At 33.7% G+C, this 17,503-nt stretch carries 17 protein-coding genes and 1 tRNA gene; 9 read left to right on the top strand and 9 right to left on the bottom strand.

The window, feature by feature from the left end:
• The first annotated feature begins 15 nt into the window (after positions 1 to 15).
• Entirely contained in the window at positions 16 to 543 is a 528-nt protein-coding gene (locus tag RM542_RS04830) for an alpha-ketoglutarate decarboxylase (RefSeq protein ID WP_311384583.1), read from the top strand.
• Here the strand turns inward: RM542_RS04830 and RM542_RS04825 are convergent.
• The 4 genes from RM542_RS04825 to RM542_RS04810 form a co-directional block, all read right to left on the bottom strand.
• Entirely contained in the window at positions 540 to 890 is a 351-nt protein-coding gene (locus RM542_RS04825; RefSeq protein ID WP_311384582.1) for a hypothetical protein, read from the bottom strand. The genes RM542_RS04830 and RM542_RS04825 overlap by 4 nt on opposite strands.
• 26 nt (positions 891 to 916) lie before the next feature.
• Positions 917 to 2,194, bottom strand: a complete 1,278-nt coding sequence (locus RM542_RS04820; RefSeq protein WP_311384581.1) for an amidohydrolase family protein — start codon at positions 2,192 to 2,194, stop codon at positions 917 to 919.
• Between the two features lie 98 nt (positions 2,195 to 2,292).
• Entirely contained in the window at positions 2,293 to 3,333 is a 1,041-nt protein-coding gene (gene galE / locus RM542_RS04815) for a UDP-glucose 4-epimerase GalE (RefSeq protein ID WP_311384580.1), read from the bottom strand.
• A 3-nt stretch (positions 3,334 to 3,336) separates the two neighbouring features.
• Complete coding sequence (locus RM542_RS04810) at positions 3,337 to 4,491, bottom strand: DegT/DnrJ/EryC1/StrS family aminotransferase (protein WP_311384579.1); 1,155 nt, start codon at positions 4,489 to 4,491, stop codon at positions 3,337 to 3,339.
• 184 nt (positions 4,492 to 4,675) lie between these two features.
• Here RM542_RS04810 and RM542_RS04805 point away from each other — a divergent pair, with 184 nt between their 5' ends.
• The 3 genes from RM542_RS04805 (at position 4,676) to RM542_RS04795 (ending at position 7,531) form a co-directional block, all read left to right on the top strand.
• Positions 4,676 to 5,866, top strand: coding sequence for a glycosyltransferase N-terminal domain-containing protein (locus RM542_RS04805; protein ID WP_311384578.1), 1,191 nt, complete (start codon positions 4,676 to 4,678; stop codon positions 5,864 to 5,866).
• A 32-nt stretch (positions 5,867 to 5,898) separates the two neighbouring features.
• Positions 5,899 to 7,278, top strand: a complete 1,380-nt coding sequence (locus RM542_RS04800) for a sugar porter family MFS transporter (RefSeq protein WP_311384577.1) — start codon at positions 5,899 to 5,901, stop codon at positions 7,276 to 7,278.
• Positions 7,279 to 7,399: 121 nt separating this feature from the next.
• Positions 7,400 to 7,531 carry a hypothetical protein gene (locus tag RM542_RS04795; protein ID WP_311384576.1) on the top strand — a complete coding sequence of 44 codons (132 nt, stop codon included), beginning with the start codon at positions 7,400 to 7,402 and terminating at the stop codon, positions 7,529 to 7,531.
• A 194-nt stretch (positions 7,532 to 7,725) separates the two neighbouring features.
• Here RM542_RS04795 and RM542_RS04790 read toward each other — a convergent pair.
• Positions 7,726 to 7,807, bottom strand: a tRNA-Leu gene (locus RM542_RS04790).
• Positions 7,808 to 7,935: 128 nt separating this feature from the next.
• Here RM542_RS04790 and RM542_RS04785 point away from each other — a divergent pair.
• Positions 7,936 to 9,324: a dipeptidase gene (locus tag RM542_RS04785; protein WP_311384575.1), complete on the top strand. Its 1,389-nt coding sequence runs from the start codon at positions 7,936 to 7,938 to the stop codon at positions 9,322 to 9,324.
• Between the two features lie 29 nt (positions 9,325 to 9,353).
• A complete protein-coding gene (locus RM542_RS04780) occupies positions 9,354 to 10,595 on the top strand; it encodes a hypothetical protein (protein WP_311384574.1) in 1,242 nt (413 codons plus the stop codon).
• Here the strand turns inward: RM542_RS04780 and RM542_RS04775 are convergent, their stop codons facing one another.
• Complete coding sequence (locus RM542_RS04775; protein ID WP_311384573.1) at positions 10,596 to 11,174, bottom strand: PhnA domain-containing protein; 579 nt, start codon at positions 11,172 to 11,174, stop codon at positions 10,596 to 10,598. It lies immediately after the preceding gene.
• Positions 11,175 to 11,288: 114 nt separating this feature from the next.
• Here RM542_RS04775 and RM542_RS04770 point away from each other — a divergent pair, with 114 nt between their 5' ends.
• From RM542_RS04770 to RM542_RS04760, 3 genes are all read left to right on the top strand, one after another.
• Entirely contained in the window at positions 11,289 to 11,654 is a 366-nt protein-coding gene (locus tag RM542_RS04770; protein ID WP_311384572.1) for a BlaI/MecI/CopY family transcriptional regulator, read from the top strand.
• A 1-nt stretch (position 11,655) separates the two neighbouring features.
• Positions 11,656 to 13,911, top strand: coding sequence for a M56 family metallopeptidase (locus RM542_RS04765; protein ID WP_311384571.1), 2,256 nt, complete (start codon positions 11,656 to 11,658; stop codon positions 13,909 to 13,911).
• A 182-nt stretch (positions 13,912 to 14,093) separates the two neighbouring features.
• On the top strand, positions 14,094 to 15,194 hold the full coding sequence (locus RM542_RS04760) for a DUF4407 domain-containing protein (protein WP_311384894.1): 1,101 nt from the start codon (positions 14,094 to 14,096) through the stop codon (positions 15,192 to 15,194).
• A 1-nt stretch (position 15,195) separates the two neighbouring features.
• Here the strand turns inward: RM542_RS04760 and rfbD are convergent, their stop codons facing one another.
• Genes rfbD through rfbA form a run of 3 tightly spaced genes read right to left on the bottom strand, consistent with a single transcriptional unit; the run spans position 15,196 to position 17,501 of the window.
• The gene (gene rfbD / locus RM542_RS04755; protein ID WP_311384570.1) at positions 15,196 to 16,062 is read right to left on the bottom strand and encodes a dTDP-4-dehydrorhamnose reductase; all 867 of its coding nucleotides are present in this window, start codon (positions 16,060 to 16,062) and stop codon (positions 15,196 to 15,198) included.
• A 25-nt stretch (positions 16,063 to 16,087) separates the two neighbouring features.
• On the bottom strand, positions 16,088 to 16,636 hold the full coding sequence (gene rfbC / locus RM542_RS04750) for a dTDP-4-dehydrorhamnose 3,5-epimerase (RefSeq protein WP_311384569.1): 549 nt from the start codon (positions 16,634 to 16,636) through the stop codon (positions 16,088 to 16,090).
• 7 nt (positions 16,637 to 16,643) lie between these two features.
• Entirely contained in the window at positions 16,644 to 17,501 is an 858-nt protein-coding gene (gene rfbA / locus RM542_RS04745; RefSeq protein ID WP_311384568.1) for a glucose-1-phosphate thymidylyltransferase RfbA, read from the bottom strand.
• Between the last annotated feature and the right edge of the window lie 2 nt (positions 17,502 to 17,503).

Below are 17,503 nucleotides of genomic sequence, written 5' to 3'. Positions count from 1 at the left end.
TTGAAAAACTTTATCATGAAATCACAATTTTCCAAATTCCTAATACAAATCTTATCAATTTTCATTTTTTGTTGTTCTACTATTTTGAATTCTCAATCAAATGGTAATAATGATTTTTGGAAAGATGTACAATTTGGTGGCGGTATCAGTCTGGGTTTTGGAAATCAAAGCTTTAATTTGGGAGTTTCCCCAAGTGGTATTTATCAGGTTAATTCAGATTTTGCAACAGGTTTGAGCCTCAATTTCAACTATTCAAAGTTTGGTGACGATAAATTATTGGCATATGGTCCCAGTTTCATCAATTTTTATAATCCTCTGCCCTATCTACAACTATCAGGCGAATTTGAACAATGGCGAATTAATATTGATCAAAATTTTAATAGTATTAGCATTGAAGATAATTATTGGTATTCTGCGCTATTTTTTGGAATAGGCTATACCCAGCAAAATTTCACTATTGGAATCCGTTATGATGTCTTATTTGATGAAACTAGAAGTCTTTATGCAGACCCCTGGATACCTTTTGTTCGCTTTTATTTCTAACGATATTGGTTTTTGAACCAAACTTTTTGAAATTCTCTTTCAAAAACTAAAAAGGCCACTTCTTTTGAAACCTCAACGATATCATTAGTTTGAACTTTTTTTAAGCTATTTTCAGATATGTCAATTACATATAATAAATTCAAATAATCATCAAACTTTTCAAGTAACAACACGTATAATTTCTCTTGTAATAACTGTAGAATGTCCTTATTAGATGAAGAAATCGGTATTACTAAAGACACATTGGAACGCTTAAAATCTTTTTTGATTTGTAAAACTAGTTTTTCTTGCAACGAAAATTCTTGAAGTTTCCTAAATATTTCTTGGCTTTTTTCAAAATCTATCATAAAAGGTCTTCGCTAAAAACAAAACTTTATTGTTTGTAAACCTTGCCATCCTTCATTACAAAAACAACGTTTTCTAAAGTCTCAACAGCATCTAGTGGGTTTTGCTCAACAGCTACAATGTCAGCAATAAAACCTTCTTTTAGCTGCCCTAGCTCTTCTTTCATTCCAAGCAATTCAGAATTGGTTAATGTTGCTGATTGTAAGGCATCCAGCACTGGCATTCCAGCTTTATGCATGTAACCAAACTCTTTACCATTATCTCCATGCGGGGAAACTCCAGCATCAGTACCAAAGGCAATCGGCACGCCTTTTTTATAGGCTTTTTTGAAAGTTCTTTGACTAACCGGACCTATTTCTTTAGCTTTTTTTGCAACAACAGGGGGCAGAAATCCAGGAATATCAGCCATCGCAGCGGCAGCTTTACCCGCGGAAATAGTTGGTACTAAAAAGGTATTATATTTTATCATTAAATCCATTGTAGGCTCTTCCATTAAGGTACCATGTTCAATGGTCTTTATACCCGCTCTTATAGCTCTTTGCATACCTTCATCACCATGAGCATGAGCAGCTGTTAGCATACCATAATCATTAGCTGTTGTTACTATTGCTTTAATTTCTTCTTCTGTAAATTGAGGATTTTGCCCATTTTTTGCTACGCTCATGACACCGCCAGTAGCAGTAATTTTAATAACATCTGCACCATTTTTATATCGTTGGCGTACTGCTTTTTTAGCATCTTCTGGTGAATTTACAACACCTTCTTTCGGGCCTGGATTACCCATTAATTCTTTTCGCATTCCATTAGTTGGGTCAGCATGTCCACCGGTAGTACCAATTGCTTTACCAGCTGTAAAAATTCTTGGCCCTACCACTATACCGCGATTTATAGCATTTCTTAAAGCAATATTAACACCAGAACCACCTAAGTCACGAACTGTAGTGAATCCTGCCATCAATGTTTTTTTTGCATAAACAGTTGACTGAAAAGCAACGTCTACATCATTTTTTGTAAAGCGTTCTATATAACGAGTTGGGCTAGACTCACCTTCCATATGTACATGCATATCAATGAAACCTGGCAAAACTACCTTATTCTTCAAATCAATAATCAAATCATTCTCTGAACCTTCTATATATCCAGATTGAATAGACTTTATTTTATTGGCAGATACAATAATAGTTTTTTCAACACTTGTTTTTCCAGTGTTTATATCCATTACACTTCCGCAATGTAGATATGTATCTTGCCCCATTAAAAGTCCAGTAATTAAGAAAAAGGCTGAGAATAATGTTAATATTTTCATTTCAATAGTATTTGGTGATTATTATAAAGCACCAAAAGATAAATAAAAAAAGGAGGACATCACTGCCCTCCTTTTTGATTTTATTTGATCTGAAAAAATTAAACTGAAACTTTTTCTTCTGATTTTCGAATCTTCTTTTCCCAGTCCCAAGCAGATTTCATGGCATCATCTAAGGTAGATTTGGCCTTCCATCCAAGGGTTTTATTTGCTTTTGTAGTATCAGCAAACGCTTGAACAACGTCACCTTCTCTACGAGGAGAAATCCTATAGTTTAGTTTTTCACCTGTAACTCTTTCAAAACTCTCAATAACCTCTAAAACCGAACTCCCTGTTCCAGTCCCAAGGTTAAAGACTTCAAAATTTTCTTGATTCTCACCCTCTATTAGCCTTTGTAGTGCAGCAACATGAGCTTTTGCAATATCAACAACATGAATATAATCTCTAATACAAGTACCATCTGCTGTAGGGTAGTCATCTCCGAAAACGGATAACTGCTCTCTTAAACCGATTCCGGTTTGAGTAATATATGGCAGTAAATTTTGAGGAACACCTATTGGCAATTCACCTATTTCTACTGTTGGATGAGCTCCAATTGGGTTAAAATACCTTAAGGCAATAGCCGCTAGTTGCGGATTAACTTTACAAGTATCTTTAATAATTTCTTCTCCAACTTGTTTTGTATTACCATACGGAGATTCCGCAGGCTTAACAGGAGCATCTTCAGTTATCGGCATAATATCTGCCTGACCATAAACGGTGCACGACGAGCTAAAGATAAAATTAGCATCGCCCTTTTTAGAAAGCTCTTGCAACATATAAACTAAAACTCCAATATTATTCTCATAATATAAAAGCGGATTTTCAACACTTTCACCTACAGCTTTTGAAGCGGCAAAATGTATTACTCCTTCAATATCAGAATGTCTTGAAAAGAAATCTTGGACTTTGTTCTTATCTCTTAAATCAAATTTTTCAAAAATTGGCTTTTTACCCGTAATGGCAACTATTCCATCCATTACATTTTCTGAAGAATTACTAAGATTATCTATAATTATTACTTCAAAACCTTCATTTTGAAGTTCTACTACTGTGTGAGAGCCGATAAAACCCAAACCACCAGTAACTAAAATTTTTCGCATTGCTTAACGGTTTACAAAATCAATAACTAATTTGGCAATAAAGTCGATTTGTTCATCATCAAGTTCAGTGTGCATTGGTAAAGAAATTACTTCTTTTACCAATTGATTGGTGACTTCAAAATCAGCTTCATTGTAACGCTTATCTTGATATGCCTTTTGCAAATGCAAAGGAATCGGATAATACACTCCACATGGAACGGCATTTTCATTTAAATGTTGTACCAATCTGTCTCTTTTTTCTCTCAAAATACGCAAGGTGTACTGGTGAAATACATGACAATCACATACTTCACAAATACCATCACAACCATTCACTGTTTTAGGAAGAATTATATCCCTTTGATTTTTAAAAGCTTCATTGTATTTTCTTGCCGTAGCTCTTCTTTTTGCATTATAAGAATCTAGCCTAGGAAGTTTAGCTCTTAATACTGTTGCCTGTAAAGAATCTAGTCTTGAATTAACGCCAACCACATCATGGTGATAGCGCTCATACATTCCATGATTTACAATACCCCGAATAATATGAGCTAAATCATCATCATTGGTGAAAATCGCCCCTCCATCACCGTAGCATCCTAAATTTTTTGACGGAAAGAATGAAGTAGATGCCACATGACCAATAGTGCCAGATTTAGCCTTTTTACCGTCTTTAAAAGTATGTGTTGCACCAATACCCTGGGCATTATCTTCAATTACATATAGGTTGTGTTTTTCAGCTATCTCCATAATTGCATCCATATTTGCACATTGTCCAAACAAATGCACAGGAACTATGGCTTTGGTCTTAGGGGTAATGGCTTTTTCAATTGCTTTAATATCAATATTAAAAGTGTCAACTTCTACATCAACCAAAACAGGGGTTAATTGTAAAAGAGCAATTACTTCAACAGTAGCAGCGAAAGTGAAATCTGCGGTAATCACCTCGTCACCTGGCTTTAAGCCCAATCCCATCATACAAATTTGTAAGGCATCAGTTCCGTTAGCGCATGGAATTACATGTTTAACTCCTAAATAATTCTCAAGCTCTTTTTGAAAAGCATGTACCTCAGGTCCATTTATAAAAGCAGCAGTCTCTAAAACCTGTTGCATTGAAGCATTAATTTGACCTTTAATTTCTTCATATTGACCAACCAGGTCAACCATTTGAATCTTTTTCATGCATTTTGAATTTTTATTGGATTCTGTACTTCTTTAAAGCACAATACCTCAGCTTAAAATTAGAGTTACAAAATTAACAAATTAAGCAGGGCTGATTCAGGTTTCAACTAAGAAATGTATTTTAGCGCAAATACTTTTTTTGTACCATATCTATAACATACTAACACAAATTGCTTGGTTTCATTTGAAATTAATTGCCAGCTTTAAACCTAAAATCAAACTTTTTGTTCAAGGTAGACAAAGAACCTATGAGATTTTAGAAAATCACATTGATAAAGACAATAAAACAATTTGGATGCACGCTGCGTCCCTGGGAGAATATGAACAGGGACTTCCTTTATTAGAAGAATTAAAAAAGAATTTCCCTACCCATAAAATTGTGCTTTCTTTCTTTTCTCCATCAGGGTATGAAATCAAAAAGGATAAAACTCCGGCCGATGTTGTCGTTTATCTTCCAATGGATACAGCAAAAAATGCTAAAAAATTTATTTCTTTAGTAAAGCCTGAACTAGCCATTTTTATTAAATATGAAATCTGGCCAAACTATTTAAAACAATTAGAGCATCAAAAAATAAATGCGATTTTAGTTTCAGCAATTTTTTCGGATAGACAGATTTACTTCAAGTCTTATGGTTTTTTTGTTCGCAAAGCTTTGAAAAAATTTCAGCATTTTTTCGTGCAGGATGACCATTCCATAAAACTGCTCGAATCTATCGGGTTTAATAACGTAACACTAAGTGGTGATACACGATTTGACAGAGTCTCGCATATAGCAGAAAATGAAAATCAACTTGATTTCATGATTGAATTTAAAGGTCAATCTACCTGTGTCGTTGCTGGTAGTACTTGGCCAGAAGATGAGCAAGTTCTCATTAACTATTTTAACAATTATACCGAGAATATAAAGTTTGTTATCGCACCTCATAACATAAAACCAAACCAGATACGTAAACTAAAAGAGTCGATAACTAAAAATATAGTGCTCTATTCTGAAATGGATGCCACTAGTCTGAAAGAAGCTCAAATAATCATTATTGACATTATTGGACTATTAACCAAAATTTACAGCTATGCTGATATTGCCTATGTAGGCGGTGGTTTTGCGACAGGGCTTCATAATACTCTCGAACCAGCGGTCTTTGGAATTCCTGTTATCATTGGGCCAAATTTTAATGGATTTAAAGAGGCTGAAGATTTGGTAAAACTCCAAGGTGTTATCAGTATTGCAAACAAAATTGAATTTAGAGAGCAAATTACTAAACTCATTGACGACACCGCATACTGCCAAAAAACAGGACAAATAAATACCTCCTACATCAAAAATAAAATTGGAGCAACTAAACATGTCATAAATTATATAACTCAACTTTTTTAATTTTTGGCTAGCTTTAGCAAATTTCAACCTCCATGGATAAACGTATTTTAAAAATTTCTTTAACCGCTGCTCTAGCCGGCTTCTTATTTGGTTTTGACACCGTAGTCATAAGTGGTGCCAATCAGCCCATAAAAGAGTTATGGGGCACAAATTGGTTTTTAGGCGATACCATTTTTACTTTTCACGGGATCTTCATCATGTCTATGGCACTTTGGGGAACAGTTCTCGGCTCACTCTTTGGCGGTATACCAACAGATAAGTTAGGTAGAAAAAGAACCTTATTTTGGATTGGAGTATTATATTTTATTTCGGCAGTAGGTTCGGCTTTGGCTCCTGAAGCTTATAGTTTTTCTTTATTTAGATTTATTGGAGGATTAGGTGTAGGTGCCTCATCCGTTGCTGCACCAATATATATATCAGAAATTTCAAATGCTGGTAATCGAGGTCGTTTGACTGCTACCTATCAATTTAATATTGTTTTTGGTATTCTAATTGCTTTCATATCAAACTATCTTATCGGAATATTTTTTAACGCCGATGTTTCTTGGCGGTGGATGTTAGGCATGGAAGGGCTTCCTGCATTGATATACACTTTTATGGTATTAAAAATACCTAATAGCCCTAGATGGTTGCTTATGAAAGGGCACGAAGACAAAAAAGCATTAAATGCATTATCCTTATTGGGTGTTGACAGACTAGAGGCATCAAATAGAATCAAAGAAATAAAAGATGCTTTGATAAAATCAGCAACTACTACTAAAGAAAAGCTTTTTTCAAATAGATTTAAAAAACCTTTGTTCTTAGCATTCTTTTTAGCCTTATTCAATCAATTGTCCGGAATTAATTTTGTACTGTATTACGCACCTGAAATTTTAGAACGAGCAGGTCTTGGTTCAGGAGAATCATTATTCAGCTCTATTTCAATCGGTGTGATTAACCTCATCTTCACATTTGTTGGTATTTCACTTATTGATAAACTAGGCCGAAAACAGTTAATGTATATAGGTTCATTAGGATACATTTTTAGTTTAGCTGTTGTTGGCTGGTGTTTTTATAGCGGGGCTAGTTCAATTGTGTTACTTATTTTTATCTTAATATTTATTGCATCTCACGCCGTTGGCCAAGGCGCAGTAATTTGGGTGTTTATCTCTGAAATATTCCCAAATAAAGTTCGTGCATATGGCCAATCATGGGGCACAGGTGTTCACTGGGTATTTGCTGCTTTAATCACCTTATTAACACCTACATTTCTAGATGCTGAAATCGGGATTTTCAAAGAGAATCCATGGCCCATATTTATTTTCTTTTCAGCTATGATGGTACTTCAATTGTTATGGGTGTTGTTTGTAATGCCCGAAACAAAAGGTATTTCATTAGAAGATTTAGCCAAAAAACTAAGTGGTAAAAAATGACAACCACTCATCGAAACAAAACAGCCACACATGCCTTAAACCAGGTATTTAATCGAATAACTACTTAGGTTTCAAGGTATTTATCATCAGTTTTATGTACATTGAAACAAATTAATCAATTATGGAAGAACAACTATCTTTTGGAGACAAGCTTTTAGAAGGCTTTTTAAGAGTACTGGTCTTTGCTTTAATATTCATATTAATTGCAATTCCGCTTTGTATCTTATTAAACAAAATAGGACTAATAGGATAAAAATAACAAAGCATATAATAGTAAAAAGCCTTTCAATTGAAAGGCTTTTTTATTGCTTTAAACTAAGTTTACCCAAATATCAATTAGTAAATCAAATTTTAAAATTTGATTTACTAATTGATAAAATTCATTAATTAAGGATAACATACCACTAAATAAAAAAGCTTCTTGTTTCCAAGAAGCTTTTTATTTTGTGCGGGCGGAGAGACTCGAACTCTCACACCTCGCGGCACTAGATCCTAAGTCTAGCGTGTCTACCAATTCCACCACGCCCGCAAAAGGACTGCAAATATAATTCAATTTTCGTATTGTGAAATAGCAAAATTGATTATTTCGATTTGCCTATCAAAAATTTGAATTTGCTGGAAGAGGTTTCGTAATTTTATACCTCTTTAAAAAACCGTATGGATACCATTAAAAATTATATCGCAACTCATAAAGAACGTTTTCTAAATGAATTAATTGAGTTACTTAAAATACCATCTATCAGTGCAGACCCTGCTTATTCAAAAGACGTGCTGAAAACTGCCGAAATGGTAGAGCAATCCTTAAAAGATGCTGGTTGCGATACTACCGAAATTTGCAAGACTAAAGGATATCCAGTAGTATACGGTGAGAAAATTATAGATTCTAGTTTACCAACAATATTGGTATACGGCCATTATGATGTACAGCCACCAGATCCAATGAATTTATGGACATCACCACCTTTTGAACCTGTAATTAAAAAAACGGAACTACACCCTGAAGGAGCAATTTTTGCTCGTGGATCTTGTGATGACAAAGGTCAGATGTACATGCATGTCAAGGCCATTGAATTTATGATAACAAATGACTTATTACCCTGCAACGTTAAAGTCATGATTGAAGGTGAAGAGGAAGTAGGTAGCGATAGTTTGGCTGACTTTTTAGAGAATCATAAAGAAAAGCTTTCCAATGACATTATTTTAATTTCTGATACTGGAATGATTGCCAATGATGTACCTTCAATTACCACTGGTTTAAGAGGTTTAAGCTATGTTGAAGTTGAAGTAACAGGGCCAAATCGTGATTTACATTCAGGAATTTATGGCGGGGCCGTACCAAACCCGATTAATGTTTTGAATAAGATGATTGCTTCATTACACGACGAAGACAATCGCATTACCGTTGCTGAATTTTATGATAAAGTTGAAGAAGTTTCAAATGAAGAGCGGGCTGAAATGGCAAAGGCCCCATTTGATTTGGATGAGTATAAAAAAGCCTTAGATATTGATGATGTTTATGGTGAAAAAGGATTTACCACTTCAGAACGCTATAGCATAAGACCAACTCTTGATGTTAACGGTATTTGGGGAGGGTATACTGGAGAAGGGGCTAAAACCGTTATCGCGAGTAAAGCCTACGCTAAAATTTCTATGCGTTTAGTACCGCACCAAGACCCAGATGAAATTACTGAGCTTTTTACGAAACATTTTGAATCTATAGCTCCAAAAGGAGTAAAAGTAAAAGTTACACCACACCACGGAGGTTTACCATATGTCACTAATATGGACAGCCTTGGATACAAAGCAGCAGCAAAAGCTTATGAAACTACTTTCGGAAAAACTCCAATACCAGAACGCACTGGAGGCAGCATTCCTATTGTAGCACTTTTTGAGCAAGTTTTAGGAAGTAAAACAATTTTAATGGGCTTTGGTTTAGATAGTGATGCTATACATTCACCAAATGAGCATTTTGGTATATGGAATTACTTAAAAGGCATTGAAACTATACCTTATTTCTACAAGAATTTTACCGAATTGTCAACCTAACGTATTGCCAATAAAATGAACAGAATAAAATGCTACTAACTCAAGAATACGAAGAAGAATGGAGTATAGGTAGAAAAGCAATTTTTAAATTGGTCTTCACCTACTTTACCCTCTATATCTTTCTTATGTTTTTCAGTAGCTTTTTAGAGGCTCCTTTTAGATGGTTTGGGAACATTCTGGGTTTTAATTACAGTTATAATGTTAGTGGTTTTGGTAGTGGCGACAACACTTATGCCTATATAACGCTTTTTGTAAATATAGTCTTAGCAATCTTCATTTCTTTAATATGGATATTGTTAGACCGGAAGAGAAAAAGCTACAATCAACTTATGTATTGGTTTATTGTAATTCTTAGAATTTTTCTCATTTTCTTCATGTTTACCTATGGTTTTGTAAAAATTATTCAACTTCAATTTCCCTATCCATCGCTTACCAGAATGATGCAACCTTTAGGAGATTTTTCTCCAATGGGGTTAGCATGGACCTATCTGGGGTATTCCAAAGGCTTCAATCTTTTTATGGGAATTATGGAAGTTTCGGGCGGTTTACTTCTAATACCAAGAAGAACATCCACTTTAGGAGCTTTTGTTACTATGGGAGTTATGATACATGTAGCTGTAATGAATTTTATGTTCGACATCCCTGTAAAGATATTTTCAGTCCATCTTGCAATCATAGCTTTACTTATTTTTCTTACAGATAGTAAAAGATTCATTAACGTTTTCGTTAAGAACAAACCAACCGAAGCTTATGATTATTACAATCCTATAAAAGATAAGGTATATCACAATGTAATTTTTTGGACAAAACTGGTTTTAACTATTGTCCTCATTGGGCTTTTTTTACTTCGTGGCTGGAGCAATGATCGCGGTAAAACATCAGATAAACCATTTTTACATGGTATTTGGGAAACTACTGAGTTCATTAAAGAAGGAGATACTATACCTCCATTAACTACAGATAAAAACCGCTGGCGTTATTTAATAATTGACCGAAAGGACAGGGCAACTGTAAAAATGATGGATGATAAAACATATCGGTATACTTTTAAACCAGATTCCATAAGTAAAAAAGTTGCTCTTTATGGACCTGGAGAAGAAGAAGAAACTCCTAATTTTACTTTTGATTTCTTAGATGATAAAACATTGAAGCTTAAAGGTGAAATCTACTTTAATAAGCACGAAATTATTCTAAAAAGAAAAAATCTAGATAGCGTATTACTTTATTCACGGAGGTTTAACTGGATTAATGAAACCCCATTTAATCGATAGCTAAGTCTTTTTTACATACTTAGTGATGATAACAATTTGCTGAGCCCCTACTTTGCCTTCAATGTATTCAGCATTTTCTTTGTCTAAAGATATTCGGCGAACTGGAGTACCCTGTTTAGCTATCATACTTGAACCCTTCACTTTGAGGTCTTTGATTAAAACCACATTATCTCCATTTTCTAAAATCACCCCATTCACATCTCTATGAATAATTTTATCGCTTTCTAAAAGACCCTCACCGGTAGCTTTAGCCCAATTTAATGTTTCATCTTCTAGATACATCATATCCAATAGATCTTGCGTCCACCCCTCTGATTTTAATCGTGATAACATTCGCCAAGCAATAACTTTTACTGGATTGTGTTCACTCCACATACTATCATTTAAACAGCGCCAATGATTGGCATCCATAGCTCCGGGATTTTCGATTTGATTTTTACAAGTATCACAAACCAACAGACTACCATCTAAGCCACCAGACGATACAGGTGGTACCTCATAAGTTGAAAAATTAGCAGTGGCACCACATAACTCACAGTTACTACCACTCCTATTTATTAGGTCTTCTAGCAATCCCATTTAGACTTATTTTATGGATACAAACTTAACCCATTTAGAAAAATATTTACTCTACACTTGTAGAATTAAAATTATTGCTCTATGTTTGTAGAGTTAATTCTAATCTTGTAGAGAATGCAGTTATCTAAAACCGAGGAAGAACTTATGAATATTTTATGGAGGCTTAAAAAAGCTTTTATGAAAGATTTACTAGAAGCGTATGAAGAACCTAAACCAGCCACAACAACAGTGGCAACATTATTAAAGCGTATGTCTGACAAAGGTTTTGTTGCATACAAAAGTTTTGGACGCTCTAGAGAATATTATCCTTTGGTTAAGAAAAAAGATTATTTCTCCAATCATGTAAACGGACTCATTAAAAACTTTTTTAATGATAGTCCAAGTCAATTTGCATCCTTTTTTACGCAATCAACAGACTTGAGTAAGGAGGAATTGGAGGCTTTAAAAAAATTAATAGACCAAGAAATTAAAAGAAAATAACATGCTCATTTATCTCTTAAAATCTACGGCTTGCATGGCCATATTTTTACTCTTTTATAAACTTCTTCTAGAGAAAGAAAACATGCATACGTTCAAAAGATGCTATCTAATATTAGCATTAGTTGCATCTTGTGTAATTCCTGGTTTGGTATTTATCGAGTATGTAGAACCTACAGTAACTGCTTACAGCAATACAAACACATTTGTACAAACTTCAAATCCAATCATCACTGAAACTGCGGCAAGAGATATTGACGTTATAAATTGGTCTTTAATCGCTTGGTCTATTTATAGTATAGGTGTTGTAGTTTTTGGTGTTCGATTTTTGAGAAATCTTTTTCAAATATTAAATCGCATTCGAAAAAACACCAAACTTAAAGAACGTTTTAGTATTAAAGTTTTAGTATTAGAGCAGCTACCTCCGCATACTTTTTTTAAATATATCTTTTTAAACAAAGAAAAGTTTGAAGCTAATTCTATCCCAAAAGAGGTGTTGCTGCACGAAGAAATTCATGCCAAACAACGCCACAGTATAGACGTAATTTTTATAGAATTTTTACAAGTGATTTTATGGTTCAACCCATTAATCTTTTTCTTTAAAAAATGTATTAAACTAAATCACGAATTTCTAGCAGATAGTGCAGTTATTAAGAAAACTATTTCTCGCAGTAATTATCAAAATACGCTGTTATCCTATTTATCACAGGATAGTTTAGAGAAATATCAGTCAGTTAATATGGTAAATGCCATTAATTATTCATCAATCAAAAAACGATTTAAAGTCATGAAAACACACACATCAAAACAAGCAATTTTATTAAGAAGTTTATTACTCCTGCCGCTTTTGGCCTTAATGCTATATGGATTTACTGAAACAAAGTTTATCGAAAAAGAAATTTCCGTTCCCATAGTTCAACAAAACCTTAGTCCCAAAGAATTTATTCTGTCAATAGCAAACGATGAAATTTTTCTAAATGGAAAAGAAGTTGAATTAGTTGTATTTGCTCAAGAAGTAGATGAGTTGACAAGAGATTGGGAAGAAACTGATTATACTTCCGTTATTGCGCAGACCACCATTAGTGAAACTTCAGTAGTATTTTTAGAGAAAGTAGAATTCGAATTTCAAAAAACACATTTTTCTAAGGCTAATGAAGGAATGAAAGTTTTTCCTGAAGGTTATACCATTAATATCCCTAAAGAAGGCACTTCAACGGAAAAGAACATTTCTGGTTTTCATAAAATTGCAAATCCAATTCGTATTAACATAAATGGTAAAGGGAAATTACTAGTTCAAGAATATCTTGTTCCAATCCAAGAATTAGGTAAGTTCTTATTAGATTATAATTCTTCATTAACAAAAACCGAAAGAGAAGAGATGATACGTGCTTCAATCAAAGTTGAGGTTAATACTCCAAAAAATATTATTGCTGAAGTTGAAACTATTTTAAAAGAATACGGTGTTGCAATGGTAGATGTTATTGGCCCTGAAGAGAAAATTAATGTGCAGAAAGGCGCTTCTCGTGAACAACTACAGGAATATAATGCTTTAGCTAAAAAATATAATGAGATGGATCGCAATGATATGCGAATTCTAATTAAAGATGTTGAACAATTAAAATACATCTATAGCATAATGTCTGACAAACAAAAGGCGGATACAGAGCCTTTCCCAGATTTTCCAGAGCCGCCTCCTGCGCCTGATGCACCAAATGCAAGAGAGGAAGCGTCGAATAAAATAAAAGAAATGATTGAAGAGCAAGACCCTTATGACGTTGTTGGAGGTAGTATTATGAATAAACCACCTGCACCATCAAGCCCAAGAGTAATAAATGGTCAAGCAAGTACTATTCCAGCTCCTCCATCTCCACCAATACCACCTTCACCATTAGACCTTGTAATCGACATGGCTAAAAAAGGAGCTACTTTCTATTATGAAGGAAAGAAAATTTCTTCTGATAAGGCAATTGAGCTAATAAAGAAAAACAAAAGCCTAAATATTTCAACCACAAAAAGTAATTCTAAGAATCCGCAGGTAAGAATTTCTAAAGAAGCTATTAAAATTGGTAGCTTAAATAAGCAAAAAGATTTATTAAACTATGCTAAAGAACTAAGAAATAAAAAAGCGCGATTTTATTATAATGATGAGCATATTTCGGCAGAAGAAGGTGTAGTTTATATTGCTGCCAAAGAATATGATTATGTAGAAACATTACCTTGGATAAACAAAACACCTGAAGTAAAAATTTACTCCAAATAGACTATTGTAAATTATAATTTGATGTTAAAGCCTTCTAAATGAAGGCTTTTTCTGTAACAAATCATAAATACTTGCGTTAAATAACTACTGTCATTAAAAGCAAAGCCGAGAACCACATGCCTTTCGACTGCCCACAAGGTGACATTGAGAACAAATTCATCAAACCAAAAACGAGCACTATTATGTTACAACGATTCTTTATCTTTTGTTCAGGAGCTGACACAGATATTCTTTCAACTTGTTCCAACGGAGAACGCAACAAATATGCAGGTATAGGCGCAACGGTATTCTTTACTGCCGTTATGGCTTTTATAGCAAGCGGATATGCACTTTATACTGTTTTTGATAATGTATATACCGCTATTTTTTTCGGATTCATTTGGGGTCTTCTCATTTTTAATTTGGATAGGTACATTGTGTCTACAATTAAAAAAAGAGACCATATTAAAAGTGAATTATTTCAAGCAGCCCCAAGAATTATTTTAGCGATTATAATTGCTATTGTAATCTCTAAGCCCCTGGAAATGAAAATCTTTGAAAAAGAAATCAATCAGGTGCTACTTGAAGAAAAAAATGCAATGACCCTAGAAAACAAAGAGCAATTGGCTTTGCAATATACCCCAAACATTGAAGCACTAAATCAAGAAATAGCCAACTTAAAAAGTGAAATTACTCAAAAAGAAAGTGAGACTAACGCATTATACGATACCTATATTACAGAAGCAGAAGGCACTGCTGGAACTGGATTATTAGGTAAAGGTCCTGTTTATGAAGAAAAGCGTCAAAAACATGATGCATACTTAGCCGAATTACAAAAATTAAAAGCAACAAATGCCGCAAAAATTATCGTTTTAGAAAATGAAATTGTAGCCTTGAATGAAGATTACAATGGTGCTGTGATTAATTCACAACCAATAATCGATGGTTTTGATGGTTTAATGGCTAGAATCAATGCTTTAAACAAATTACCATGGTTACCTTCATTTTTTATTTTCTTATTGTTTCTAGCTATAGAAACGGCTCCTATCATTGCTAAGTTATTGGCACCAAAAGGAGAATATGATTATAAATTTGAAGAAGGTGAAAGTGTTGTTGCAACATGGGTAACTCAAAAAGTGGCTCAACGCAAATTATTACTATCTACTGATTCGGTAATGAATCAAGATATTTATGAGAATATTAAATCTGAAGAAGAACTATACCGGTATAAAAAGAAGAAAGCCGAAGAACTACTTAGACTTCAAGCAGATTCTTTTCATAAAACTCAAGTAAAAGGCCTATAGTCTAGGCTTCTATTTTAGAATATGCTTTAAGGGCGATTGCCAAACTATCCTTCCAATGCGGAATTGCTAGGTTAAAAGTACTCTTAATTTTTTCTTTGTCAAGCACACTAAATTTCGGCCTTTCAGCCGGAGTAGGATATGATTCCGAACGAATTGGTTTTAATTCAATTTGAATGTTTTGTCCGTCAAAAATTGCCTTAGCAAAATCATACCAACTAGCAACCCCCTCATTGCTATAATTATATACTCCATAATCAATACTATGGGCTTTGATGATATACAAAATAACTTGGGCTAAATCTTTAGCATAGGTTGGCGTACCTACCTGGTCATAAACAACAGAAAGTTCATCACGTTCATTACCTAATCGTATCATAGTTTTCATAAAATTGTTGCCAAATTCTGAATACAACCATGATGTTCTTATTATAAAATGTTCATTTAAATTATTAATGATAGCACGCTCTCCTTTATATTTGGTATCACCATAAAAGCCAATTGGTCTGGCAATAGCCTCTTCATTATAAGGTTCATTTAAATAACCATCAAATACAAAGTCGGTCGAAATATGTATTAATACTGTTGTACTTTCATTACAGCTTATTGCTAAATTTCTGGCACCTGAAATATTTACTTTTCGTGCTAAATCTGTATCAGATTCTGCCTTGTCAACATTAGTGAATGCAGCACAATTAATACAATAGGCATAATTGTTAGTAGTAAGTTCTTGTTTCACAGACACCAAATCAGTAATATCAAGCTCTTTTGAAGATTTAAAAACAAAATTAAGCTCTTCATGAGTTGTTTCGGATAACGCCTTTATTGTATTACCTAATTGGCCGGAAGCCCCTGTTACAAGAATATTCATTTTTTAGAGTTGGTATTTTATAATATTAATCTAAAACTACTTCATTAAAAGTAGGTAGTATTTTATCTTTATCAGATATAATAAGTTCTGATTCTTCAATTATCCAATCAATTTTAAAATCAGGATCGTTATACAAAACTCCACCTTCTGACTCTTTATTGTAAAAGTTATCACATTTATAGAAAAAAGTAGCTGTTTCACTTAGTGTTACAAAACCATGAGCGCAGCCTCGTGGAACAAACATTTGTTTTTTATTTGCTGCAGAAAGTCGACTTGTAACAACTTTTCCAAAAGTTTTTGATTGCGGTCTAATATCTAGGGCAACATCTAAAACTTCACCTTCTAAAACGCGAACCAATTTTGCTTGTGCATATTGCCCTTTTTGAAAGTGAAGACCGCGTAATACACCTCTTTCCGAAAATGATTGATTATCCTGAACAAAAAAAGGTTTTGCCCCAGTAATTTTTTCAAATTTTTCTTGATTAAAACTTTCAAAAAAATACCCGCGTTTATCTTCAAAAACTTGAGGTTCTAATATAAAACAACCCTCTATTTGAGTTTCTGTTACTTTCATAATTTCATTAAATAACTTCTAATAAACGCTTACTATAACCGCTTTTTAAAAATGGTTGAGTTAATTTTTTAAATTGATTTTTTGTTATGTAACCCATCTTATAAGCAGATGATTCAATAGCACCAATTTTTAAACCTTGACGTTCTTCAATTACTTGGACAAATTGCCCTGCTTGCATTAAAGATTCAAAGGTGCCTGTATCTAGCCAAGCTGTTCCCCTATCCATTATACTAACTTGAAGGTTCCCTCTTTTGAGATACTCTTTATTCACATCAGTAATTTCAAGTTCACCACGTGTACTTGGGTTCATATTTTTTGCGATTTCAACTACATCATTATCATAAAAATAAATACCCGGTACTGCATAGTTGGACTTTGGATCTTGTGGTTTCTCTTCAATGGAAATAGCTTTGCCATTATCGTCAAACTCAACAACACCATATCGTTCAGGATCATTCACATGATAAGCATAAATAATTCCACCTTCAGGGTTATTATTAGATTGTAGAAGATTTTCTAAACCAGTACCATAAAAAATATTATCACCTAAGATTAATGCAACTTTATCATCACCAATAAATTTTTCTCCAATTATAAAGGCCTGAGCAAGACCATTAGGCTCTTCTTGAACTGCATATTCAAAACGGCAACCGTATTTTCTTCCATCACCTAATAATTTTTTAAAAAGAGGTAAATCATGTGGTGTAGAAATAATTAGAATTTCCCAAATTCCAGATTCTAAAAGGGTAGAAAGTGGATAATAAATCATAGGTTTATCGTAAACAGGCATTAATTGTTTACTGACTGCTAGTGTTAAAGGATGCAATCTGGTTCCTGAACCTCCTGCTAATATGATTCCTTTCATGC

Source organism: Croceitalea sp. P059 (assembly GCF_031846365.1).
Lineage (GTDB): Bacteria > Bacteroidota > Bacteroidia > Flavobacteriales > Flavobacteriaceae > Croceitalea > Croceitalea vernalis.
The sequence above is the reverse complement of the archived record's forward strand: the minus strand, read 5'-3'. Positions and strand labels throughout refer to the sequence as shown.